At 54.0% G+C, this 21,993-nt stretch carries 21 protein-coding genes and 2 pseudogenes; 17 read left to right on the forward strand and 6 right to left on the reverse strand.

The features are described from left to right. Positions 1 to 28 precede the first annotated feature (28 nt). The 10 genes from livH (at position 29) to ugpQ (ending at position 9,327) form a co-directional block, all read left to right on the forward strand. Positions 29 to 955, forward strand: a complete 927-nt coding sequence (gene livH / locus HV229_RS01245) for a high-affinity branched-chain amino acid ABC transporter permease LivH (RefSeq protein ID WP_003023435.1) — start codon at positions 29 to 31, stop codon at positions 953 to 955. Then, positions 952 to 2,229: a branched chain amino acid ABC transporter permease LivM gene (livM, locus tag HV229_RS01250; RefSeq protein ID WP_016154835.1), complete on the forward strand. Its 1,278-nt coding sequence runs from the start codon at positions 952 to 954 to the stop codon at positions 2,227 to 2,229. Before livH ends, livM begins: the two co-directional genes overlap by 4 nt. Continuing rightward, the gene (gene livG, locus HV229_RS01255) at positions 2,226 to 2,993 is read left to right on the forward strand and encodes a high-affinity branched-chain amino acid ABC transporter ATP-binding protein LivG (RefSeq protein WP_181546736.1); all 768 of its coding nucleotides are present in this window, start codon (positions 2,226 to 2,228) and stop codon (positions 2,991 to 2,993) included. Before livM ends, livG begins: the two co-directional genes overlap by 4 nt. Before the next feature lie 17 nt (positions 2,994 to 3,010). Continuing rightward, entirely contained in the window at positions 3,011 to 3,724 is a 714-nt protein-coding gene (livF, locus tag HV229_RS01260) for a high-affinity branched-chain amino acid ABC transporter ATP-binding protein LivF (RefSeq protein WP_085951092.1), read from the forward strand. A 101-nt stretch (positions 3,725 to 3,825) separates the two neighbouring features. Beyond that, positions 3,826 to 4,107 (forward strand): hypothetical protein, encoded by a 282-nt coding sequence (locus HV229_RS01265; RefSeq protein ID WP_046274511.1) that lies wholly within the window; start codon positions 3,826 to 3,828, stop codon positions 4,105 to 4,107. A 248-nt stretch (positions 4,108 to 4,355) separates the two neighbouring features. Beyond that, complete coding sequence (gene ugpB / locus HV229_RS01270) at positions 4,356 to 5,672, forward strand: sn-glycerol-3-phosphate ABC transporter substrate-binding protein UgpB (protein WP_016154831.1); 1,317 nt, start codon at positions 4,356 to 4,358, stop codon at positions 5,670 to 5,672. A 112-nt stretch (positions 5,673 to 5,784) separates the two neighbouring features. After that, a complete protein-coding gene (gene ugpA, locus HV229_RS01275) occupies positions 5,785 to 6,672 on the forward strand; it encodes a sn-glycerol-3-phosphate ABC transporter permease UgpA (RefSeq protein WP_016154830.1) in 888 nt (295 codons plus the stop codon). Next, on the forward strand, positions 6,669 to 7,514 hold the full coding sequence (gene ugpE, locus HV229_RS01280; RefSeq protein WP_181546738.1) for a sn-glycerol-3-phosphate ABC transporter permease UgpE: 846 nt from the start codon (positions 6,669 to 6,671) through the stop codon (positions 7,512 to 7,514). Before ugpA ends, ugpE begins: the two co-directional genes overlap by 4 nt. 2 nt (positions 7,515 to 7,516) lie before the next feature. Further along, entirely contained in the window at positions 7,517 to 8,587 is a 1,071-nt protein-coding gene (locus tag HV229_RS01285) for a sn-glycerol-3-phosphate import ATP-binding protein UgpC (RefSeq protein ID WP_016154829.1), read from the forward strand. Further along, positions 8,584 to 9,327 (forward strand): glycerophosphodiester phosphodiesterase, encoded by a 744-nt coding sequence (gene ugpQ, locus HV229_RS01290; protein WP_019078127.1) that lies wholly within the window; start codon positions 8,584 to 8,586, stop codon positions 9,325 to 9,327. Before HV229_RS01285 ends, ugpQ begins: the two co-directional genes overlap by 4 nt. Here the strand turns inward: ugpQ and HV229_RS01295 are convergent. Then, complete coding sequence (locus HV229_RS01295) at positions 9,324 to 9,764, reverse strand: DUF2756 family protein (RefSeq protein WP_016157658.1); 441 nt, start codon at positions 9,762 to 9,764, stop codon at positions 9,324 to 9,326. The genes ugpQ and HV229_RS01295 overlap by 4 nt on opposite strands. A gap of 118 nt (positions 9,765 to 9,882) precedes the next feature. Here HV229_RS01295 and ggt point away from each other — a divergent pair, with 118 nt between their 5' ends. Further along, the gene (gene ggt, locus HV229_RS01300) at positions 9,883 to 11,628 is read left to right on the forward strand and encodes a gamma-glutamyltransferase (protein ID WP_181546741.1); all 1,746 of its coding nucleotides are present in this window, start codon (positions 9,883 to 9,885) and stop codon (positions 11,626 to 11,628) included. 82 nt (positions 11,629 to 11,710) lie between these two features. Here ggt and HV229_RS26185 read toward each other — a convergent pair. The 3 genes and pseudogenes from HV229_RS26185 to yhhY form a co-directional block, all read right to left on the reverse strand. After that, positions 11,711 to 11,822, reverse strand: a pseudogene (locus tag HV229_RS26185) (hypothetical protein); the annotation flags it as partial. Next, positions 11,817 to 12,698, reverse strand: a pseudogene (locus tag HV229_RS26475) (hypothetical protein); the annotation flags it as partial. The pseudogenes HV229_RS26475 and HV229_RS26185, both read right to left, overlap by 6 nt. A 46-nt stretch (positions 12,699 to 12,744) precedes the next feature. Next, a complete protein-coding gene (gene yhhY, locus HV229_RS01310; RefSeq protein WP_101700390.1) occupies positions 12,745 to 13,233 on the reverse strand; it encodes an N-acetyltransferase in 489 nt (162 codons plus the stop codon). A gap of 457 nt (positions 13,234 to 13,690) precedes the next feature. On the opposite strand from yhhY, the gene HV229_RS01315 reads away from it, so the two are divergent. The 5 genes from HV229_RS01315 (at position 13,691) to gntU (ending at position 18,778) form a co-directional block, all read left to right on the forward strand. After that, complete coding sequence (locus HV229_RS01315) at positions 13,691 to 14,728, forward strand: oxidoreductase (RefSeq protein WP_016157655.1); 1,038 nt, start codon at positions 13,691 to 13,693, stop codon at positions 14,726 to 14,728. A gap of 123 nt (positions 14,729 to 14,851) precedes the next feature. Continuing rightward, complete coding sequence (yhhW, locus tag HV229_RS01320; protein ID WP_016154822.1) at positions 14,852 to 15,547, forward strand: quercetin 2,3-dioxygenase; 696 nt, start codon at positions 14,852 to 14,854, stop codon at positions 15,545 to 15,547. Between the two features lie 223 nt (positions 15,548 to 15,770). Further along, a complete protein-coding gene (gntR, locus tag HV229_RS01325; protein WP_016157654.1) occupies positions 15,771 to 16,766 on the forward strand; it encodes a gluconate operon transcriptional repressor GntR in 996 nt (331 codons plus the stop codon). A 141-nt stretch (positions 16,767 to 16,907) separates the two neighbouring features. Next, positions 16,908 to 17,438 (forward strand): gluconokinase, encoded by a 531-nt coding sequence (gene gntK / locus HV229_RS01330; protein ID WP_003023475.1) that lies wholly within the window; start codon positions 16,908 to 16,910, stop codon positions 17,436 to 17,438. After that, positions 17,438 to 18,778, forward strand: a complete 1,341-nt coding sequence (gene gntU, locus HV229_RS01335; RefSeq protein WP_016154820.1) for a gluconate transporter — start codon at positions 17,438 to 17,440, stop codon at positions 18,776 to 18,778. The genes gntK and gntU overlap by 1 nt, the downstream gene beginning before the upstream one ends. 94 nt (positions 18,779 to 18,872) lie before the next feature. On the opposite strand, the gene HV229_RS01340 is transcribed toward gntU, so the two are convergent. Continuing rightward, a complete protein-coding gene (locus tag HV229_RS01340; RefSeq protein WP_016157653.1) occupies positions 18,873 to 19,319 on the reverse strand; it encodes a hypothetical protein in 447 nt (148 codons plus the stop codon). Between the two features lie 488 nt (positions 19,320 to 19,807). Next, on the reverse strand, positions 19,808 to 20,401 hold the full coding sequence (gene yhgN, locus HV229_RS01345; RefSeq protein ID WP_003023480.1) for an NAAT family transporter YhgN: 594 nt from the start codon (positions 20,399 to 20,401) through the stop codon (positions 19,808 to 19,810). A gap of 191 nt (positions 20,402 to 20,592) precedes the next feature. Here yhgN and asd point away from each other — a divergent pair, with 191 nt between their 5' ends. Further along, positions 20,593 to 21,699 (forward strand): aspartate-semialdehyde dehydrogenase, encoded by a 1,107-nt coding sequence (gene asd / locus HV229_RS01350; RefSeq protein WP_016154818.1) that lies wholly within the window; start codon positions 20,593 to 20,595, stop codon positions 21,697 to 21,699. The last annotated feature ends 294 nt before the right edge of the window (positions 21,700 to 21,993 follow it).

A 21,993-nucleotide genomic window follows, 5' to 3' on the forward strand; every position in this document is an offset into this window, starting at 1 on the left:
AAACGGGCGGGTTAAGAAAGGTTACCTTATGTCCGAGCAGTTCCTCTATTTCTTGCAGCAGATGTTTAACGGCGTCACGCTGGGAAGCACGTACGCGCTGATCGCTATCGGTTACACGATGGTGTACGGCATTATCGGCATGATCAACTTCGCCCACGGCGAGGTGTATATGATCGGCAGCTATGTCTCCTTTATGATCATCGCTGCGCTAATGATGATGGGTATTGATTCCAGCTGGCTACTGGTCGCGGCGGGCTTTGTCGGCGCGATTGTGATTGCCAGCGCCTACGGCTGGAGCATTGAACGCGTAGCGTATCGGCCCGTGCGCAGCTCTAAGCGCCTGATCGCGCTGATTTCCGCTATCGGGATGTCCATCTTCCTGCAAAACTACGTCAGCCTGACGGAAGGTTCGCGCGATGTGGCGCTGCCCAGCCTGTTTAACGGCCAGTGGACCGTCGGCAGTAGCGAAAACTTCTCTGCTTCCATCACCACCATGCAGTTGGTTATCTGGATTGTAACCTTCCTGGCGATGCTGGCGCTGACGCTGTTTATCCGTTACTCCCGTATGGGCCGTGCCTGCCGTGCCTGCGCGGAAGACCTGAAAATGGCCAGCCTGCTCGGCATAAATACCGATCGCGTGATTGCGCTGACCTTTGTGATTGGCGCGGCAATGGCGGCGGTAGCGGGCGTACTGCTCGGCCAGTTCTACGGCGTAATTAATCCCTATATCGGCTTTATGGCCGGGATGAAAGCCTTTACCGCGGCGGTACTGGGCGGCATCGGCAGCATTCCTGGGGCGATGATCGGCGGCCTGATTCTGGGTGTCGCGGAAGCGCTCTCCTCTGCTTATCTGAGTACCGAATACAAAGACGTGGTTTCATTCGCGCTGCTGATTCTGGTGCTACTGGTGATGCCGACCGGTATTCTGGGTCGCCCGGAGGTAGAGAAAGTATGAAACCGATGCATTTTGCAATGGCGCTGCTCTCTGCCGCTATGTTCTTCATCCTGGCGGGCGTCTTTATGGGCGTCCAGTTGGAGCTTGACGGCACCAAACTGGTGGTGGATACCGCCGCGGATATCCGCTGGCAGTGGGTGTTTATCGGCACTGGCGTGGTCTTTCTCTTCCAACTGTTGCGTCCAGCTTTCCAGAAGGGCCTGAAGAGCGTGTCCGGACCGAAGTTTATTCTGCCGGCGATTGATGGCTCCACCGTTAAACAGAAGCTGTTCCTGGTCGCGCTACTGGTGATTGCCGTGGCGTGGCCGTTTATGGTGTCGCGCGGTACGGTTGATATTGCCACGCTGACGATGATTTATATCATCCTCGGCCTCGGCTTAAACGTGGTGGTGGGGCTTTCCGGTCTGCTGGTGCTGGGTTACGGCGGCTTCTATGCCATCGGTGCTTACACCTTCGCGCTGCTGAACCACTATTACGGACTCGGCTTCTGGACCTGTCTGCCGCTGGCGGGGCTGGTTTCCGCTGCTGCGGGCTTTATGCTCGGCTTCCCGGTACTGCGCCTGCGCGGTGACTATCTGGCGATTGTGACTTTAGGCTTCGGCGAAATCGTCCGTATCCTGCTGCTCAACAACACCGAAGTGACCGGTGGTCCGAACGGTATCAGCCAGATCCCGAAACCGACCTTTTTCGGTCTGGAGTTCAGCCGTACTGCCCGTGAAGGTGGCTGGGATACCTTCAGCAACTTCTTTAACGTGAAGTACGATCCCTCTGACCGCGTGATTTTCCTCTATCTGGTGGCGCTGCTGCTGGTGGTCTTCTCGCTGTTTGTCATCAACCGTCTGCTGCGTATGCCGTTGGGTCGTGCGTGGGAAGCGCTGCGCGAAGATGAAATAGCCTGTCGCTCGTTGGGCTTAAACCCTACGCGCATCAAGCTGACCGCTTTTACCATCAGCGCCGCGTTTGCCGGTTTTGCCGGTACGTTGTTTGCCGCGCGTCAGGGTTTTGTCAGCCCGGAATCCTTCACCTTTGCCGAGTCGGCCTTTGTGCTGGCGATTGTGGTACTGGGCGGAATGGGCTCACAGTTTGCAGTGATCCTCGCGGCCATCCTGCTGGTGGTGTCACGCGAGCTGATGCGTGATTTCAATGAATACAGCATGTTAATGCTGGGTGGTTTAATGGTACTGATGATGATCTGGCGTCCGCAGGGCTTGTTGCCGATGACCCGTCCGCAGTTGAAGCTGAAAAACGGGGAAGCAAAAGGAGAGCAGGCATGATTCAGCCATTATTATCCGTCAACGGCCTGATGATGCGCTTCGGCGGTCTGCTGGCGGTAAACAACGTTGAACTGGAGCTGAGACCACAGGAGATCGTCTCGTTAATCGGGCCAAACGGCGCGGGAAAAACCACGGTCTTTAACTGTCTGACCGGTTTTTATAAGCCGACGGGTGGGACGATTAAGCTGCGCGACCAGCATCTGGAAGGGCTGCCGGGTCAACAAATTGCGCGGATGGGTGTGGTGCGTACTTTCCAGCACGTGCGTCTGTTTCGCGAAATGACGGTGATTGAAAACCTGCTGGTGGCGCAACATCAGCAGCTGAAAACCGGCGTCTTCTCCGGCCTGTTGAAAACCCCGTCGTTCCGTCGCGCGCAGAGTGAAGCGTTGGATCGCGCCGCCACCTGGCTGGAGCGTATTGGTTTGCTGGAGCACGCCAACCGTCAGGCCAGTAACCTGGCCTACGGCGACCAGCGCCGTCTGGAGATTGCACGTTGCATGGTGACCCAGCCGGAAATCCTGATGCTCGACGAACCCGCCGCAGGCCTCAACCCGAAAGAGACCAAAGAGCTGGACGAGCTGATTGCTGAACTGCGTAACCATCACAACACCACCATTTTGTTGATTGAGCACGACATGAAGCTGGTGATGGGTATTTCCGACCGTATTTACGTGGTGAATCAGGGCACGCCGCTGGCGAACGGGACGCCGGAACAGATTCGTAACAACCCGGACGTGATCCGCGCCTATTTAGGTGAAGCATAATGGTGGTGACGCATAATATGGAAAAAGTCATGTTGTCCTTTGACAAAGTCAGCGCCCACTACGGCAAGATACAGGCGCTGCACGACGTCAGCTTGTATATCAATCAGGGTGAAATCGTGACGCTGATCGGCGCCAACGGCGCGGGAAAAACCACGCTGCTTGGTACGCTGTGCGGCGATCCGCGAGCGACAAGTGGGCGAATTGTTTTTGATGGTAAAGACATTACCGACTGGCAGACGGCGAAAATCATGCGCGAAGCGGTAGCGATTGTTCCGGAAGGGCGTCGCGTGTTTTCCCGCATGACGGTGGAAGAGAACCTGGCGATGGGCGGCTTCTTTGCCGAAAAGGACCAGTTTCAGGAACGCATCAAGTGGGTGTATGACCTGTTTCCCCGCCTGCATGAACGTCGAATTCAGCGTGCGGGCACGATGTCCGGCGGTGAACAGCAGATGCTGGCGATAGGCCGTGCGCTGATGAGTCAGCCGCGGCTGCTGCTGCTTGATGAGCCGTCGCTGGGTCTGGCGCCGATTATCATCCAGCAGATCTTCAACACCATCGAACAACTGCGCGAGCAGGGGATGACAATCTTCCTCGTCGAACAGAACGCTAACCAGGCGCTGAAGCTCGCCGATCGCGGCTACGTGCTGGAAAACGGTCATGTGGTGTTGGAAGACACTGGTGATGCGTTACTGGCTAACGAAGCAGTGCGCAGCGCGTATCTGGGCGGTTAACATTCTCTGAATGGACAAGGGGGCCTGATATGGCCCCTTTTTATTGCTCTATGTTATTATTGAGAATAGTTATCAATAATAAAAGTGAACATGGAGAAAGGATGATACGTTCCGGTATCTGCATGATGATTGGCGGTTTGTTTTGGACGCTTTCATCAAATACCCTGGCCTTAACACCGCCAGCGTTCGACCCGCGCGACCCTTCAATCTGGGAAGAGAAACCGGACAACTCGTTAGCCCAGTCCAGCTCGCCCTGTGAAGTGTTCACCACCTCTGTCTGCCCGGGCTGGGAAGATGAGAAATCGGATATTCAGCGCGAACGTGAGCGGCGGGAACAGCAGCGTTTACAGAATGAATATGAACGACGCTGGCGTAAAGATTAATGTTCCTTGCTGGCTGCAACAGATAACGTCATCCTGGCCGGGTAAGACATAGCGCTACCCGGCTTTGTTGTGCACCACCCCGCATTTTCCTGTCACTACGCTTTCACCGCCTTGCCATCTGTTTGTCGCCTTACTATCTTTTTTTTGTAATAAAAAAGTTATTTTTCTGTCATTCGAGCATGTCATGTTACCCCCGCGAGCATAAAACGCGTGATATCGCGCATCCGGCACAACAAGAGAGATAACCGATGATATCGTTACGACATACAGCTTTAGGACTGGCACTTAGCCTGGCGTTTGCAGGTCAGGCTCTGGCCGTCACCACTATCCCGTTCTGGCACTCAATGGAAGGTGAACTGGGTAAAGAAGTTGATTCACTGGCGCAACGTTTTAATGCCGCCAATCCCGACTACAAAATTGTTCCGCAGTACAAAGGCAACTACGAGCAGAGCCTGAGCGCAGGTATTGCGGCTTTCCGTACCGGAAACGCACCTGCGCTACTGCAGGTTTATGAAGTGGGCACGGCAACGATGATGGCCTCGAAAGCCATTAAACCGGTCTATGAAGTATTCAAAGAGGCTGGTATTAACTTCGATGAGTCTCAGTTCGTGCCGACGGTTTCCGGTTATTACACCGACTCTAAAAGCGGACACTTACTCTCCCAGCCGTTTAACAGCTCCACGCCGGTGCTGTACTACAACAAAGATGCCTTCAAAAAAGCCGGTTTAGACCCTGAGCAGCCGCCAAAAACCTGGCAGGATCTGGCGGAATACACCGCGAAGCTGAAAGCAGCAGGCATGAAGTGCGGTTACGCCAGCGGCTGGCAGGGATGGATTCAGATTGAAAACTTCAGCGCCTGGAATGGTCTGCCGGTGGCCACCAAAAACAACGGCTTTGACGGTACTGACGCGGTGCTGGAATTCAATAAACCGGAACAGGTGAAACATATCGCCCTGCTGGAAGAGTTGAACAAAAAAGGGGATTTCAGCTACTTCGGGCGTAAAGACGAGTCTACCGAGAAGTTCTATAACGGGGATTGTGCCATTACCACTGCCTCTTCCGGTTCTCTGGCTGACATCCGCCACTACGCCAAATTCAACTATGGCGTCGGCATGATGCCGTACGATGCCGATGTGAAGGGCGCGCCGCAGAACGCGATTATCGGGGGAGCCAGCCTGTGGGTGATGCAGGGTAAAGACAAAGCAACCTACGAAGGCGTGGCGCAGTTCCTCAACTTCCTGGCGAAACCTGAAATTGCTGCTGAATGGCATCAGAAGACCGGCTACCTGCCCATTACCACCGCCGCGTACGACTTGACCCGCGAGCAGGGCTTCTATGATAAGAACCCTGGGGCTGATATCGCCACCCGCCAGATGCTGAACAAGCCACCGTTGCCGTTCACCAAAGGGCTGCGTCTGGGCAACATGCCGCAGATCCGCACCATCGTAGATGAAGAACTGGAAAGCGTCTGGACCGGGAAGAAAACCCCGCAGCAGGCGCTGGATGCTGCCGTTGAGCGTGGCAATCAGTTACTGCGCCGCTTTGAGCAATCGACTAAATCGTAATGTGAAATGCCGGGTGGCGGCTGCGACTTACCCGGCCTACAAATGCGTGTAGTTTGTAGGCCGGATACGGTGTGTGCACCGCAATCTGGCACCTTCCAGGAAAAGAACCTACATGTCTTCATCCCGTCCGGTGTTCCGCTCGCGCTGGCTTCCCTATTTGCTGGTGGCCCCACAGTTGGTTATCACCGTTATTTTCTTTATCTGGCCCGCCGGTGAAGCGCTGTGGTATTCACTACAATCCGTTGATCCGTTTGGTCTTTCTAGCCAGTTTGTCGGACTGGAAAACTTTATCGCGCTGTTTCATGACCCGTACTACCTTGATTCATTCTGGACCACCATTAAGTTCAGTACGTTAGTCACGGTAAGCGGTTTGCTGGTGTCGTTATTTTTTGCGGCGCTGGTGAATTACGTGGTACGCGGTAGCCGTTTTTACCAGACGCTGATGCTGTTGCCTTACGCCGTCGCGCCCGCCGTCGCCGCCGTATTGTGGATCTTCCTGTTTAACCCAGGGCGCGGGCTGATTACCCATTTTCTCGGTGAGTTTGGCTATGACTGGAACCATGCGCAAAACAGCGGTCAGGCGATGTTTCTGGTGGTGTTTGCGTCGGTCTGGAAGCAGATTAGTTACAACTTCCTGTTCTTCTTTGCCGCACTACAGTCTATTCCGCGGTCGCTGATTGAAGCCGCCGCGATTGATGGTGCGGGACCGGTTCGCCGCTTCTTTAAGCTGGCGCTGCCGCTGATTGCACCGGTCAGCTTCTTTCTGCTGGTGGTGAATCTGGTTTATGCCTTCTTTGATACCTTTCCGGTGATCGATGCCGCTACGGCGGGTGGGCCGGTACAGGCGACCACTACGTTGATTTATAAGATCTATCGCGAAGGCTTTGTCGGGCTGGATCTCTCCGCCTCGGCCGCCCAATCGGTAGTGCTGATGTTCCTGGTCATTATTTTGACGGTGGTGCAGTTCCGCTATGTGGAAAGTAAGGTGCGTTACCAATGATTGAGAATCGTCGTGGGCTGACAATATTCAGCCATGCCATGTTGATTATGGGGATCATGGTGATCCTGTTTCCGCTGTACGTCGCGTTTGTCGCGGCGACGCTGGATAACAAAGCAGTCTTTGAAACGCCGATGACGCTGATTCCCGGCACACATCTGCTGGAAAACATGAAATACATCTGGGTCAACGGCGTGGGCGTTAACAGCGCGCCGTTCTGGCTGATGATGCTCAACAGTTTCATCATGGCGTTCAGTATTACGGTAGGGAAAATCACCGTCTCTATGCTCTCCGCATTCGCCATCGTCTGGTTCCGCTTTCCACTGCGTAACCTGTTCTTCTGGATGATTTTTATCACGCTGATGCTGCCGGTCGAGGTGCGTATTTTCCCGACGGTGGAAGTGATCGCCAACCTGAAAATGCTCGACAGCTATGCGGGTCTGACGCTGCCGTTAATGGCATCGGCGACTGCTACGTTCCTGTTCCGGCAGTTTTTTATGACCCTGCCGGATGAACTGGTTGAGGCGGCGCGTATTGACGGCGCGTCACCGATGCGTTTTTTCCGCGATATTGTACTACCGCTGTCAAAAACCAATCTGGCGGCGCTGTTTGTGATCACCTTTATCTACGGCTGGAACCAGTATTTGTGGCCGTTGTTAATTATTACCGATGTCAATTTGGGCACTGCGGTGGCAGGTATCAAAGGCATGATTGCTACTGGTGAAGGCACCACGCAGTGGAATCAGGTAATGGCAGCCATGCTGCTGACGCTCATCCCTCCGGTAATCATCGTGTTAGCCATGCAGCGTGCCTTCGTACGTGGCCTGGTCGATAGTGAGAAATAAAAATGGCTGGTTTAAAACTACAGGCAGTAACCAAAAGCTGGGACGGCAAAACCCAGGTGATTAAACCGCTGACGCTGGATGTCGCGGACGGAGAATTTATCGTGATGGTTGGCCCATCCGGCTGCGGTAAGTCAACGCTGCTACGGATGGTGGCCGGGCTTGAACGGGTGAGCGGCGGCGATATCTGGATTGATAATAAACGCGTCACCGAAATGGAGCCTAAGGATCGCGGCATTGCGATGGTCTTTCAGAACTACGCGCTCTACCCACATATGAGCGTGGAAGAAAATATGGCCTGGGGGCTGAAAATCCGCGGGATGGGCAAGGAGCATATTGCCGAACGGGTGAAAGAGGCGGCGCGTATTCTCGAGCTGGGTGAACTGCTCAAGCGTCGTCCGCGCGAGCTTTCTGGCGGTCAGCGCCAGCGTGTGGCGATGGGGCGGGCGATTGTCCGTGACCCAGCGGTATTCCTGTTTGATGAGCCTCTGTCTAACCTCGATGCCAAGCTGCGCGTACAGATGCGTCTGGAGTTACAACATCTGCATCGCCGACTGAAAACCACCTCACTGTATGTGACGCACGATCAGGTTGAAGCGATGACCCTCGCCCAGCGGGTGATGGTGATGAACAAAGGCATTGCCGAGCAGATCGGCACGCCGGTTGAGGTATATGAAAAGCCTGCCAGCCGCTTTGTGGCGAGTTTTATCGGCAGCCCGGCGATGAATCTGCTGGACGGGCGCATCAGCGCCTCGGGCACCCATTTTGAGCTGGATGACGGCATGACGTTGCCCCTCGGCAGAAGCGCGAGGGAGTCTGGTGGGCGCAACATGACGTTGGGTATCCGCCCGGAGCATATTGCGCTAAGCTCGCAGGCCGAAGGCGGCGTGCCGTTGGTCGTCGACACGCTGGAAATGCTGGGAGCGGATAACCTGGCACACGGACGTTGGGGTGAGCAAAAGCTGGTGGTGCGACTGGCGCATCAGCATCGCCCGACGGCAGGCAGCACGCTGTGGCTGCATCTGCCAGAAAATCATCTGCATCTTTTTGATGGCGAAACAGGACAACGCGTATGAGTAACTGGCCTTACCCCCATATCGTCGCCCATCGCGGCGGCGGTAAGCTGGCACCGGAAAACACCCTGGCGGCGATCGACATGGGGGCGCGATACGGGCATACCATGATTGAGTTTGACGCTAAATTGTCGAAAGACGGTGAGATCTTCTTGCTGCATGACGACAACCTGGAACGCACCAGCAATGGTTGGGGTGTGGCAGGCGAGCTGAACTGGCAGGATTTATTGCGCGTGGACGCCGGTGGCTGGTTTAGCGGTGAGTTTAAAGGCGAACCGCTACCGCTGCTCTCGCAAGTGGCCGAGCGCTGCCGTCAGCACGGTATGATGGCGAATATTGAAATTAAACCCACCACCGGCACCGGAACGTTAACCGGCAAAGCCGTAGCGCTGGCCGCTCGGGAACTGTGGGCGGGAATGACACCACCGCTGTTGTCATCCTTTGAAATTGACGCGCTTGCAGCGGCGCAGCAGGCGGCGCCTGAACTGCCGAGAGGCTTACTGCTTGATGAGTGGCGCGAGGACTGGCGTGAGCTGACAACGCGGCTGGGTTGCGTCTCTATTCACCTTAATCACAAGCTGCTGGATGAAGCGCGCGTGGATGCGCTGCGCGACGCAGGACTGCGTATTCTGGTGTATACCGTCAACCGACCCCAGCGCGCGGCGGAACTGCTACGCTGGGGAGTGGACTGCATCTGTACCGATGCCATTGATACGATTGGTCCGGATTTCCAGCCCTGTTAAGGCCCAATTGTTTTTAACGGAACGTTAGGCTGCGGCGTGCTGGAGGGCTTCAGCATGTCGCCGTTCTTTTTCTCCGACAGCATATGTTGCTTATTCAGCGAGCTGTCCGGGTTACGGGTTCCACTTAACATCCCACCGTTGCTGTTGGGCAGCATTTGCTGCTGGCTGGAATTAAACTCGCCAGGCTGAGACTGAAGGACGCGCTGGGAGTTGGAATTGATTTGGTTTTCCATATGCTGTTGTTGCATACGCGTCTGCGTTTGCAACTGCTGATTGAGCATCCCTTTCTGCTGAATCTGCTGCGATTGCATTTGGGTTTGCATACGCTGCTGGCTCGGGATCTGATAACCGGGTTGATTCGGGTTATTCATGGTGTTGATGGGCTGTGCAAAGCCTGCAAACGGCAACAGCATGGCTAAAAGTAAGAGTCGTTTCATCGCTTTTCTCCTCTCGGGGATCTCTTAAGTTTACTCCTTTCTCGCCGTTACGATGATTATTTCAGAGTTATGCACCAGGCTTAGTGGGGGCTGACCCCCATACATCTGGAGAATAACGATGATAAAACCGACGTTTTTACGCCGGGTAGCCATTGCTGCTCTGCTCTCAGGAAGTTGTTTTAGCGTTGCTGCCGCTCCGGCTGCACCGCCGCCGGTATCATACGGTGTTGAGGAGGATGTGTTCCATCCCGTGCGTGCGCAGCAGGGGATGGTGGCCTCCGTGGATGCGCTTGCCACTCAGGTGGGGGTGGATATTCTTAAACAGGGTGGGAATGCCGTCGATGCCGCCGTGGCCGTTGGCTACGCGCTTGCGGTGACGCATCCCCAGGCGGGCAATCTGGGCGGTGGCGGTTTTATGCTGCTGCGTACCAAAGACGGTAACACCACGGCGATTGATTTTCGCGAAATGGCCCCTGCTGGCGCGACCCGTGACATGTTCCTTGATGAGCAGGGCAACGCCGATGCGAAAAAGTCGCTGACGTCGCATCTGGCATCCGGTACGCCGGGTACCGTCGCGGGTTTCTCGCTGGCGCTGGAGAAATACGGCACGATGCCGCTGAACAAAGTAGTACGTCCGGCGATGAAGCTGGCGGAAGAGGGCTTTGTGGTTAATGACGCACTGGCCGACGATCTGAAAACCTATGGCAGTGAAGTGCTCCCTAATCACGAGAACAGCAAAGCCATTTTCTGGAAAGACGGCGAGCCACTGAAAAAAGGCGATAAGCTGGTACAAAAGAACCTGGCGAAAAGCCTGGAAATGATTGCCGAAAGCGGCCCGGATGCGTTTTATAAAGGGGCTATTGCCGATCAGATCGCCGGGGAAATGCAGAAGAACGGCGGGCTGATGACCAAAGAGGACTTAGCCAGCTATAAAGCCGTGGAGCGTACGCCGATTAGCGGTGACTATCGCGGGTATCAGGTCTTCTCCATGCCGCCGCCGTCCTCTGGCGGTATTCACATCGTGCAGATCCTCAATATTCTTGAAAACTTTGATATGAAGAAGTACGGGTTTGGCAGCGCCGACGCCATGCAGGTCATGGCTGAAGCGGAGAAATATGCCTACGCTGACCGCTCGGAGTATCTGGGCGATCCCGATTTTGTGAAAGTGCCATGGCAGGTTCTGACCAACAAAGCCTATGCTAAAACGCTTGCCGATCAGATTGATATCAACAAGGCTAAGCCTTCCAGCCAGATTAAACCTGGCAAGCTCGCCCCGTATGAAAGCAATCAGACCACTCACTTCTCGGTGGTGGATAAAGACGGCAATGCCGTGGCGGTGACCTATACCCTGAATACCACTTTCGGGACCGGTATTGTGGCGGGTAACACTGGCATTCTGCTCAATAATGAAATGGACGACTTCTCTGCCAAGCCGGGCGTACCGAACGTATACGGTCTGGTAGGCGGCGATGCCAACGCGGTCGGACCGAAGAAGCGTCCGCTGTCATCTATGTCGCCGACTATCGTGGTAAAAGATGGGAAAACCTGGCTGGTTACCGGCAGCCCAGGCGGGAGCCGAATTATCACTACTGTGCTGCAAATGGTGGTCAACAGCATTGATTTCGGGATGAACGTCGCCGAAGCGACCAATGCACCACGCTTCCATCATCAGTGGTTGCCGGATGAGCTTCGTATTGAGAAGGGCTTCAGCCCGGATACAATTAAGCTGCTGGAGCAAAAAGGACAGAAAGTGGCGCTGAAAGAAGCGATGGGCAGCACGCAGAGCATTATGGTTGGACCGGATGGCGCACTGTATGGAGCGTCCGACCCGCGTTCCGTGGATGATTTAACGGCGGGTTACTGAGGATAACGGCCCTCTTCGCTGGAAGAGGGCCGGTTTGGAAGGCCCAATGGCAGTTATTATAATTCATTGTCTCCAGGTAACCTTAGCTTCGTGTTGTTTTGCTCTCTTCGTAGTCTTGTAAATATTTCTCCAGCGGCCAGGCAGTGCCTAAACTAAAGATTTCGCCGCTATCTTTTATCGATGATGAATGGCGCATATCGCTGCAGCGATTCAGACCAGCGGAATATTTGGCTGCTTTTATCCTGCAGGTTTACTCGCTCTAAATCATAAAACCCGTGCGTTTTTGCCGAACGCATTTTGAGGATATATTTACTTTCGCTGATGTCGTGCTGTCTTGTACCGTCTTTATTCCACTCTCCGGCGATGTCCGTATATTGATAAACAAGGTCGGAATACACGTTGATTATCCTGTTGTCTTTGATCGCATAGAGCTCCAGCACTTCATAAAATGCGCCGCCGCCGGAATACGCCTCAGAGTATCCACCGCGCACCCCAAACGCCAGCGTATCGGGTGCGATCCGGTACGGTGCCAGATCCAGTTTTGTATAATAGGCCAGCGGTCTGACGGACTCATCATCGCTCTCTTTTTCGGCGGTTTTATTCCACTCAGAGAGTTGGTTTAATGGTTTTTCCGAGCGTGCAATCGGCGTTAGCTGTTGGTCCTGCCAGGAAAAAACGCCGAGATATAATTTATTGGCGCGCCCGTTGCTGTAGTTTTCCGGACAGTTGTTATCCGCGTATTTCTTTGCCTGCCCGGCGTCGGCCGGATTGTCGGCGAAACAGGCGACACCGATATATTTGCCGTCTTTGCCCCAGGCTTTGGCACCCGTGAGGATCAGGTTGTCAGGATCTTCATTCGGCGCAACCCAGGCAATCCACGCGTTCTCAGATAATCCCTGTGGAAGCTCGCCAAATCCTTTGGCAGGGGTTGCTCCCGCCATTTGCTCAGCAAAAATCTGTTTACCTTCCGGGTGTTGAATAGCGCTGGGCACGGAATCGAGATTTTGTACGGTAGTGGCGAAAGCAGGGGAGAGTGCTGCCAGCAACACCAGGAGAAGGTACTTTTTCACTCTTGCGTCCTTTCAATAAGAAGGGCGATAAGACTCGCCCTTAATTTTATTTCACGCGCGCCATAAAGTAGGCATCAACGTATTCACCGTTGCGCAGGCCGTATTTCTTACCTGTGCCTTCGATTTCAAAGCCGTATTTCTTATACACCGCCACGGCCGGCTCATTATCAACAAATACCGTTAGCTCAATACGCTCGACGCGCAGCCAGTTGTCGCACATGTCGATCATCGTGCGAATCAACGCGCTGGCAACGCCGCGATTGTGCCACCGAGCATCCACGCAGATACCAAAATCGGCCACATGGCTGCGGCGCGGACGCTGGGCAACGTCGATGCACAAATGACCAACGACAATTTCATCAATGCAAGCGACCAGCTGTTTTATACCGGGTCGATCGGCTAGCCGCTCCTGCCACATCTCCACGGAAGGATGAGGAACCTGTAGCGTGTTGTGGTACACCTCCGGCTGGGCGTGGATCTGACGAATTGCGTCGTAATCTTTCGGTTCAGCGTGGCGTATCACTATCTCACTCATTCCTTATCTCCAGCAGGGTTAATTGTGTATTTACACTCGCTGAGAAAGAAAATTCCGTCAACTGCATTTTTTTGCAAAAAGAAGTAGACAAGTGCGAATGAGAATGATTATTATTGCTCTGCGTTCAGGGGAACCCCTACGGAGAACCTGAAAGCACGACATTGCTCACATTGCTTCCAGTATTACTTTAGCCAGCTTTTGCTGGCTTTTTTTTTTGAGGTTTTGTGTCTGCCTGGCTTACTTGCCATTTCGTCCCCGGGAAGTGCTCGTGCTCCTCACGTACATTTAGTACGCTCCGGGCCATGCGCGCTTGCCGTGAACAAACTGCCTGCGACGCCGACGGCCGATCCTGTCGCCCTGTGGTGCAGTTCAAGCGCCATCCGGCAAAGAATCCAACATTCAGTCTCCAGCCGCTTTGCGCTATGGTGTAGACAATCACCTTCGAAAGGATCGTCTCATGACCTTACACTGCGCATTTATTGGTTTTGGTAAAAGCACCACTCGCTACCATTTGCCGTACGTCCTCAACCGCAAAAATAGCTGGCATGTCGCGCACATTTTTCGCCGCCACGCCAAGCCGGAAGAGCAGGCACCACAATATTCACATATTCACTTCACCAGTGACCTTGACGAGATCTTAAACGATCCGCAGGTGAAGCTGGTGATCGTCTGTACCCATGCTGACAGCCATTTTGAATACGCCAAACGCGCGCTGGAAGCGGGTAAAAACGTGTTGGTTGAGAAACCCTTCACGCCGACGCTTGCGCAAGCAAAAGCACTGTTCGAACTGGCGCAAAGCAAAGGGCTGACCGTTACGCCATATCAGAACCGTCGTTTTGATTCCTGCTTCCTCACCGCTAAAAAAGCGATTGAGAGCGGCAAGCTCGGTGAAATTGTTGAGGTTGAAAGCCATTTCGATTACTACCGCCCCGTGGCGGAAACCAAGCCGGGACTGCCGCAGGACGGCGCATTCTATGGTCTGGGCGTACACACCATGGATCAGATTATCTCGCTGTTCGGTCGTCCCGATTGCGTGGCCTATGACATCCGCAGCCTGCGCAACAAAGCGAACCCGGACGATACCTTTGAAGCGCAGCTGTTCTACGGCTCTCTGAAAGCCATTGTTAAAACCAGTCACTTGGTGAAAATCGACTATCCGAAGTTTATCGTTCACGGTACCAAAGGCTCGTTTGTGAAGTATGGCATCGACCAGCAGGAAACCAGCCTGAAGGCCAATATCATGCCAGGTGAGCCAGGTTTCGCTGCTGACGATTCCATTGGGATGCTGGAGTACGTCAATGATGACGGCCTGACGGTAAAAGAAGAGGTGCAGCCGGAAGTGGGGGACTATGGTCGCGTCTATGATGCGCTTTACCAGACGCTGACAGCCGGTACGCCTAATTATGTCAAGGAATCTGAAGTTCTTACCAATCTGGAACTCCTCGAACGCGCCTTTGAACAGGCTTCTCCGGCGACGATAACTCTCGCCAAATAGCCTGCGCAGACTCCTCTGGACTTGTTCATTTTTTTTGAACAGAGGAGTCAATTTTCACCCTCTATGATCCCCGGCGGATTGAGTCCACACTTACTCCATCGAAAACATCTGGGGGTGAACACAATGATCTACTTACGCAAAGCTAATGACCGTGGCCACGCTAATCATGGCTGGCTCGATTCCTGGCATACCTTCTCTTTTGCCAACTACTATGATCCAAATTTTATGGGGTTCTCGGCACTGCGCGTGATTAACGATGACGTGATTGACGCAGGCCAGGGCTTTGGTACTCATCCCCATAAAGACATGGAAATCCTGACTTACGTGCTGGAAGGTGCGGTGGAACATCAGGACAGCATGGGGAACAAAGAGCAGGTTCCGGCCGGTGAGTTCCAGATAATGAGCGCCGGGACGGGGATCCGTCACTCGGAGTACAACCCGAGCAATACAGAGAAGCTGCATCTGTATCAGATTTGGATCATGCCGCAGGAAAACGGTATTACCCCACGCTATGAGCAGCGCCGTTTTGATGCCGCTCAGGGTAAACAACTTGTGCTGTCGCCGGATGCCCGTGATGGGTCGCTGAAAGTGTACCAGGATATGGAACTGTACCGTTGGGCACTGATCAAAGATGAGCAGTCGGTGCATCAGATTGCCGCTGAACGCCGCGTCTGGATCCAGGTAGTAAAAGGTAACGTGACAATTAACGGGACCAAAGCGACCACCAGCGATGGTCTGGCAATCTGGGATGAACAGGCCATTTCTATTCATGCCGACAGCGACAGCGAAGTGTTACTGTTTGACCTGCCGCCTGTATAAAAATACACGGCATCCTTCAAGCCGCATCTGTGATGGCTTTCCTCGCTCACCCCGGTCGCGTACTTAATGTACGCTCCCGGGGATTTACTGCGTCGCCGCCTTGATGCAACTCGAATGATTTTGTGTATTTCTCACATTAAAAAACTCCTTTTTTTCTCTGCGAAGGTTCACGCACGTCCGTGGTAAACTGGGGGAATCTATCCCTTTTTAACGCTTCAGGACGATGAAAAAGAAAAGACCCGTACTTCAGGATGTAGCCGACCGCGTGGGCGTGACCAAAATGACGGTCAGCCGCTTTTTGCGTAACCCGGAGCAGGTCTCCGTGGCGCTGCGGGGCAAAATTGCCGCTGCACTTGATGAGCTGGGTTATATTCCCAATCGCGCTCCTGATATCCTTTCTAACGCCACCAGCCGCGCTATCGGCGTGCTGTTACCGTCTCTTACTAACCAGGTTTTTGCTGAAGTGCTACGCGGCATTGAGGCTGTCACTGACGCTCATGGTTATCAAACCATGCTGGCGCACTACGGCTATAAGCCTGAGATGGAACAAGAGCGTCTGGAATCGATGCTGTCGTGGAATATTGATGGCCTGATCCTCACCGAACGTAGCCATACGCCCCGTACGCTGAAAATGATTGAGGTTGCCGGTATCCCGGTGGTTGAGCTGATGGACAGCCAGTCCCCATGTCTTGATATTGCCGTGGGCTTCGACAACTTCGAAGCCGCGCGTCAGATGACAGCCGCTATCATCGCCCGCGGGCACCGTCATGTTGCCTATCTTGGCGCACGCCTTGATGAACGTACTATCATCAAACAGAGAGGCTACGAGCAGGCAATGCGCGATGCCGACCTGGTGCCGTACAGCGTGATGGTGGAGCAGTCCTCTTCCTACTCCTCCGGTATTGAACTTATCCGTCAGGCGCGGCGTGAATACCCGCAGCTCGATGGTGTCTTTTGTACCAACGATGACCTGGCGGTAGGGGCGGCCTTCGAATGCCAGCGTTTAGGGCTGAAAATCCCTGATGACATGGCGATTGCCGGATTCCACGGTCACGACATCGGGCAGGTGATGGAGCCGCGTCTGGCGAGCGTGCTCACGCCGCGTGAACGCATGGGCAGCATTGGCGCAGAACGTCTGCTGGCGCGCATCCGCGGTGAAGCCGTCACACCTAAAATGTTAGATTTAGGTTTCACCTTGTCACCGGGCGGATCTATTTAAGCCAACAAGTTTGAAGTAGCTCACACTTATACACTTCGAGCACGAATGGATATTGCTTCTCTATTTATCCGGCTGGACAATGTTACCGATAACAGTTACCCGTAACAATTTCCTGATTCTTGTACCAGTGGGGGCAACGCTTTGAGCACGACTAATCATGATCACCACGTTTACGTTCTGATGGGCGTATCGGGCAGCGGTAAATCTGCTGTCGCCAGCGAAGTGGCGCATCAACTGCAGGCCGCGTTTCTTGATGGCGATTTTCTCCATCCGCGCAGCAACATCATGAAAATGGCTTCTGGTGAGCCACTCAACGATGACGACCGCAAACCGTGGTTACAGGCGTTGAATGACGCCGCCTTTGCGATGCAGCGTACCAACAAGGTTTCGCTGATCGTCTGTTCCGCCCTGAAAAAAGTCTATCGCGACCAGCTACGCGACGGTAACCCGAACCTCTCTTTCATCTATCTGAAAGGGGATTTTGACGTTATCGAAAGCCGCCTGAAAGCGCGTAAAGGTCACTTCTTCAAAACGCAGATGCTGGTGACCCAGTTTGAAGCGCTGGAAGAACCGGGTGCGAATGAAAACGATGTACTGGTGGTCGATATCGATCAACCACTGGACGGTGTGGTCGCCAGCACCATTGAGGTTATTAACCAGGGCAGTAAGTAGTGAGTACATTAACGCTTGTTTTAACAGCAGTAGGGTCCGTTTTATTACTGCTGTTTTTAGTGATGAAGGCGCGTATGCACGCCTTCGTTGCTTTGATGGTGGTATCCATTGGTGCAGGTCTCTTTTCCGGTATGCCGCTCGATAAAATCGCGGCGACCATGGAAAAAGGGATGGGAGGCACGCTCGGTTTCTTGGCGATTGTTGTGGCGCTGGGGGCGATGTTCGGCAAGATTTTGCATGAGACCGGAGCTGTCGATCAGATTGCCGTCAAAATGCTGAAATCCTTCGGTCACAGCCGCGCACATTATGCGATTGGCCTGGCCGGTCTGATTTGCGCGCTGCCGCTATTCTTTGAGGTGGCGATTGTGCTGCTGATTAGCGTGGCATTCTCAATGGCGCGCCATACGGGGACGAACCTGGTTAAGCTTGTGATCCCGCTGTTTGCGGGCGTAGCGGCTGCTGCGGCATTCCTGCTGCCTGGGCCTGCGCCGATGCTGCTGGCCTCTCAGATGCACGCCGACTTTGGCTGGATGATCCTGATTGGCCTGTGTGCCGCGATTCCGGGCATGATTATCGCCGGGCCGCTGTGGGGGAATTTCATCAGCCGTTACGTCGAGCTGCACGTACCGGAAGATATTTCCGAGCCGCATCTGGGCGAAGGCAAAATGCCGTCCTTTGGCTTCAGCTTATCGCTTATCCTGCTGCCGCTGGTGCTGGTGGGGCTGAAAACCATCGCCGCACGCTTTGTTCCGGTCGGTTCTACAACCTATGAATGGTTCGAGTTTATCGGTCACCCGTTTACCGCGATTCTGGTTGCCTGTCTGGTGGCGATTTACGGTCTGGCGGTGCGCCAGGGCATGCCAAAAGACCGCGTGATGGAGATCTGTGGTCATGCGCTGCAACCGGCGGGGATTATTCTGCTGGTGATTGGTGCGGGCGGTGTATTCAAACAGGTTCTGGTTGATTCTGGCGTCGGTCCGGCGCTGGGCGAAGCGTTAACCGGTATGGGCCTGCCGATTGCCATCACCTGCTTCGTGCTGGCGGCGGCTGTGCGTATCATTCAGGGTTCCGCGACTGTAGCCTGCTTAACGGCGGTCGGTCTGGTGATGCCGGTGATTGAGCAACTGAACTACTCCGGTGCCCAGATGGCGGCACTGTCTATCTGTATCGCGGGCGGCTCTATCGTGGTCAGCCACGTTAACGACGCTGGTTTCTGGTTGTTCGGTAAATTTACCGGTGCGACCGAAGCGCAAACGCTGAAGACCTGGACGATGATGGAAACCATTCTCGGCACGGTCGGTGCGATTGTCGGTATGATTGCCTTTCAGCTGTTGAGCTGATGGCATTGCCCGGTTGCGCTTGCGCTTACCGGGCCTGGAAACGAGCACACATCCACACCGTAGGCCGGGTAAGCGCAAGCGCTACCCGGCTTTTTTATAGCACGACCAGCCCTTCTTCTGTTTTCAGCCAGCGCGGCGCTTTTAGCGTATCGGCGAAATAGCCCACCAGATCCTGCAGTAAGTCACCCGCCACTCGTTCCATCTCGTCAGACAGCGTTTTACTCATCAGCAGGTGCGTTAATAACTGACAGTAGCGCCCCATCTGGTCTGGTTCCGGCTCGAAAAGGGGAAAACGGGTCGGGAATGTTTCTACCGTCAGGCTCGCTTGCAGATGCTGCGGTACAGGTTCTGTTAAGGTCGGTTGCAATAACGCGAGACAGGCCGACAGACGTGCACAAATCGCCAGTTTTTCAACCGGGTCATGGCATTCAACCAGCCCTTCGACAAAACGCTCGCAGTTATCCGCCAGTTCGGTGAAATCCGTGGCATGGCTAAAGGGCAGGGTAAATAAAGAGTGTGAAAAGAGAGGGGTAGTCGCCATAGGGCAGCCTCCAGTATGTTTTATTTAAACCACCACCGGAGAGGCTAATCTCGCGGGTGGCGGAATCGAGCGGAGTTAGCCTTACCGGTCATACTGGATACCGGCGCGTCTTGCGACGCCCCCGCTCGACCCGCCATTGAGACGAAATCGGTCGCACGACATAGAAGTATATGTCGCCAGTATGATTTTCAGAAGGCTAATTCTGGCACCTGATTTTGCAGGTGCAGCGAGAAGATAATGTTTATCCGCGATGCTGACAAGAGGGCATTCCGGAAGGCACCTCGCAGAAATGAAAATACGTTTTTTCAGCGAGTTAAAAGCGTAAGGAATACCTGAAATTACAGCAGTGCCGGAGAGCCTGGATTGTTAAGGGGGCTGCGTAGCCCCCTTAACACGTTTACTGGTGACGAGATCTCAGAGAAGCAATGAGCATGACGTGAACGTAACTGTTCTCCGGGTAACATGCTATCTGAGCCAAAAAGGAGAGATTACCCCTTCATCCACATCCTTACGCCGTCGAGGAACATCTGGGTAGCCATCATCACCAGAATCAGCCCCATCAGGCGCTCCAGTGCGTTAACCCCTTTCTCGCCCAGCAGGCGTAAAAACAGCGAAGACTGCAGCAAAATCACAAAAGTACCACCCCAGGCGATCAGCAGCGCAATCACCAGATGCCCCATCTGGTTCGGATACTGATGTGATAACAGCATTAATGAAGCCAGGATTGTTGGACCCGCTACCAGCGGGATCGCCAGTGGCACGATAAACGGCTCTTCGCCTGCCGGAAGCCCTGTGCTATTCCCGGTGGCGCTGGGGAAAATCATCTTAATGGCGATCAGGAACAAAATGATGCCCCCGGAGATCGATACGGTTTCCGCGCGCAGGTTAAGAAATGCCAGTATTTTCTCGCCAGCAAACAGGAATATCAGCATCACCAACAGCGCAATGAACAGCTCGCGAATCATAATCGCGCGGCGGCGTTTCGGTTCGGTATGTTTCAATACGGACATGAAAATGGGCAGATTTCCGAGCGGGTCCATAATAAGGATCAATAAAACTGCCGCTGAAATAATTTCATTCATAACTCAAATTCCCTTACTATTACCGCGGACTTTCTGCTTGCTTGCGCAGCGAGATAAGTCGCATTACTGATGGCTTCGCTATCATTGATTAATTTCACTTGCGACTTTGGCTGCTTTTTGTATGGTGAAGGATAGGCCAGTAGGATACTGGTTAGCATACACAGCACACATCTCTGCAGGAAAAAAACGCTATGAAAAATGTTGGTTTTATCGGCTGGCGCGGTATGGTCGGCTCTGTTCTCATGCAACGCATGGTTGAGGAGCGTGACTTCGACGCCATTCGCCCTGTTTTCTTTTCTACTTCCCAGCTCGGGCAGGCGGCACCGACATTCGGTGGAACCACGACCGGCACGCTTCAGGACGCTTTTGATCTGGATGCGCTGAAGGCGCTCGATATCATCGTGACCTGTCAGGGCGGCGATTATACCAACGAAATCTATCCAAAGCTTCGTGAAAGCGGTTGGCAGGGTTACTGGATTGACGCGGCCTCTTCGCTGCGTATGAAAGACGATGCCATCATCATTCTCGATCCGGTTAACCAGGATGTCATCACTGACGGCCTGAACAAAGGTATTAAGACCTTTGTCGGCGGTAACTGTACCGTTAGCCTGATGCTGATGTCCCTCGGTGGCCTGTTTGCCAATGACCTGGTTGACTGGGTTTCCGTGGCGACCTATCAGGCGGCCTCCGGCGGCGGCGCGCGCCATATGCGCGAACTGTTGTCCCAGATGGGGCATCTGTATGGCCATGTGGCCGATGAACTGGCAACCCCTTCCTCTGCTATTCTCGATATCGAACGTAAAGTGACGACCCTGTCCCGCAGTGGTGAACTGCCGGTTGATAACTTTGGCGTACCGCTGGCCGGTAGCCTGATTCCGTGGATCGACAAACAACTTGATAACGGTCAGAGCCGCGAAGAGTGGAAGGGACAGGCTGAAACCAACAAAATTCTTAACACCTCTTCCGTGATCCCGGTTGATGGTCTGTGCGTGCGCGTAGGTGCGCTGCGCTGCCACAGCCAGGCGTTCACCATTAAACTGAAAAAAGATGTGTCTATTCCGACCGTGGAAGAACTGCTGGCAGCGCACAATCCGTGGGCCAAAGTCGTGCCAAACGATCGGGATATCACCATGCGTGAGTTAACCCCGGCGGCCGTTACCGGCACGCTGACCACGCCAGTAGGCCGTCTGCGTAAGCTGAATATGGGACCGGAGTTCCTGTCAGCCTTTACCGTGGGCGACCAGTTGCTGTGGGGTGCTGCGGAGCCATTGCGCCGTATGCTGCGTCAGTTGGCGTAATGTGGGACGGCCTGATGACGCCACGTTTATCAGGCCTACAAACGACGCGAACCACCTGGCCGGATCAGTCAATACTGCTTTCCGGCAGAGTGATTGCGTGTTTTAACAATGGGTGCTGAGTCACCCATTTTTTTGCGTAATACAGGAGTAAGCGCAGATGTTTCATTTTTTACCAGGAGTAAGATAAAGCATTGGCTATTCTTTAAGGGTGACTTAGTACCGGAGGTATTAAGTTGTTGCCTGAAGGTGGGACGACGCAGAGAGGATGCACAATTGTGCTGCGCCGTTCAGGTC

It is taken from the genome of Citrobacter sp. RHBSTW-00524 (genome assembly GCF_013747755.1).
GTDB lineage: Bacteria > Pseudomonadota > Gammaproteobacteria > Enterobacterales > Enterobacteriaceae > Citrobacter > Citrobacter braakii.

Bases quoted from the DNA above. Each gene is read 5' to 3' on its own strand.
- livH (WP_003023435.1), top strand. From the start codon at position 29: ATGTCCGAGCAGTTCCTCTATTTCTTGCAGCAGATGTTTAACGGCGTC.
- livM (WP_016154835.1), top strand. From the start codon at position 952: ATGAAACCGATGCATTTTGCAATGGCGCTGCTCTCTGCCGCTATGTTC.
- livG (WP_181546736.1), top strand. From the start codon at position 2,226: ATGATTCAGCCATTATTATCCGTCAACGGCCTGATGATGCGCTTCGGC.
- livF (WP_085951092.1), top strand. From the start codon at position 3,011: ATGGAAAAAGTCATGTTGTCCTTTGACAAAGTCAGCGCCCACTACGGC.
- HV229_RS01265 (WP_046274511.1), top strand. From the start codon at position 3,826: ATGATACGTTCCGGTATCTGCATGATGATTGGCGGTTTGTTTTGGACG.
- ugpB (WP_016154831.1), top strand. From the start codon at position 4,356: ATGATATCGTTACGACATACAGCTTTAGGACTGGCACTTAGCCTGGCG.
- ugpA (WP_016154830.1), top strand. From the start codon at position 5,785: ATGTCTTCATCCCGTCCGGTGTTCCGCTCGCGCTGGCTTCCCTATTTG.
- ugpE (WP_181546738.1), top strand. From the start codon at position 6,669: ATGATTGAGAATCGTCGTGGGCTGACAATATTCAGCCATGCCATGTTG.
- HV229_RS01285 (WP_016154829.1), top strand. From the start codon at position 7,517: ATGGCTGGTTTAAAACTACAGGCAGTAACCAAAAGCTGGGACGGCAAA.
- ugpQ (WP_019078127.1), top strand. From the start codon at position 8,584: ATGAGTAACTGGCCTTACCCCCATATCGTCGCCCATCGCGGCGGCGGT.
- HV229_RS01295 (WP_016157658.1), bottom strand. From the start codon at position 9,764: ATGAAACGACTCTTACTTTTAGCCATGCTGTTGCCGTTTGCAGGCTTT.
- ggt (WP_181546741.1), top strand. From the start codon at position 9,883: ATGATAAAACCGACGTTTTTACGCCGGGTAGCCATTGCTGCTCTGCTC.
- yhhY (WP_101700390.1), bottom strand. From the start codon at position 13,233: ATGAGTGAGATAGTGATACGCCACGCTGAACCGAAAGATTACGACGCA.
- HV229_RS01315 (WP_016157655.1), top strand. From the start codon at position 13,691: ATGACCTTACACTGCGCATTTATTGGTTTTGGTAAAAGCACCACTCGC.
- yhhW (WP_016154822.1), top strand. From the start codon at position 14,852: ATGATCTACTTACGCAAAGCTAATGACCGTGGCCACGCTAATCATGGC.
- gntR (WP_016157654.1), top strand. From the start codon at position 15,771: ATGAAAAAGAAAAGACCCGTACTTCAGGATGTAGCCGACCGCGTGGGC.
- HV229_RS01340 (WP_016157653.1), bottom strand. From the start codon at position 19,319: ATGGCGACTACCCCTCTCTTTTCACACTCTTTATTTACCCTGCCCTTT.
- yhgN (WP_003023480.1), bottom strand. From the start codon at position 20,401: ATGAATGAAATTATTTCAGCGGCAGTTTTATTGATCCTTATTATGGAC.
- asd (WP_016154818.1), top strand. From the start codon at position 20,593: ATGAAAAATGTTGGTTTTATCGGCTGGCGCGGTATGGTCGGCTCTGTT.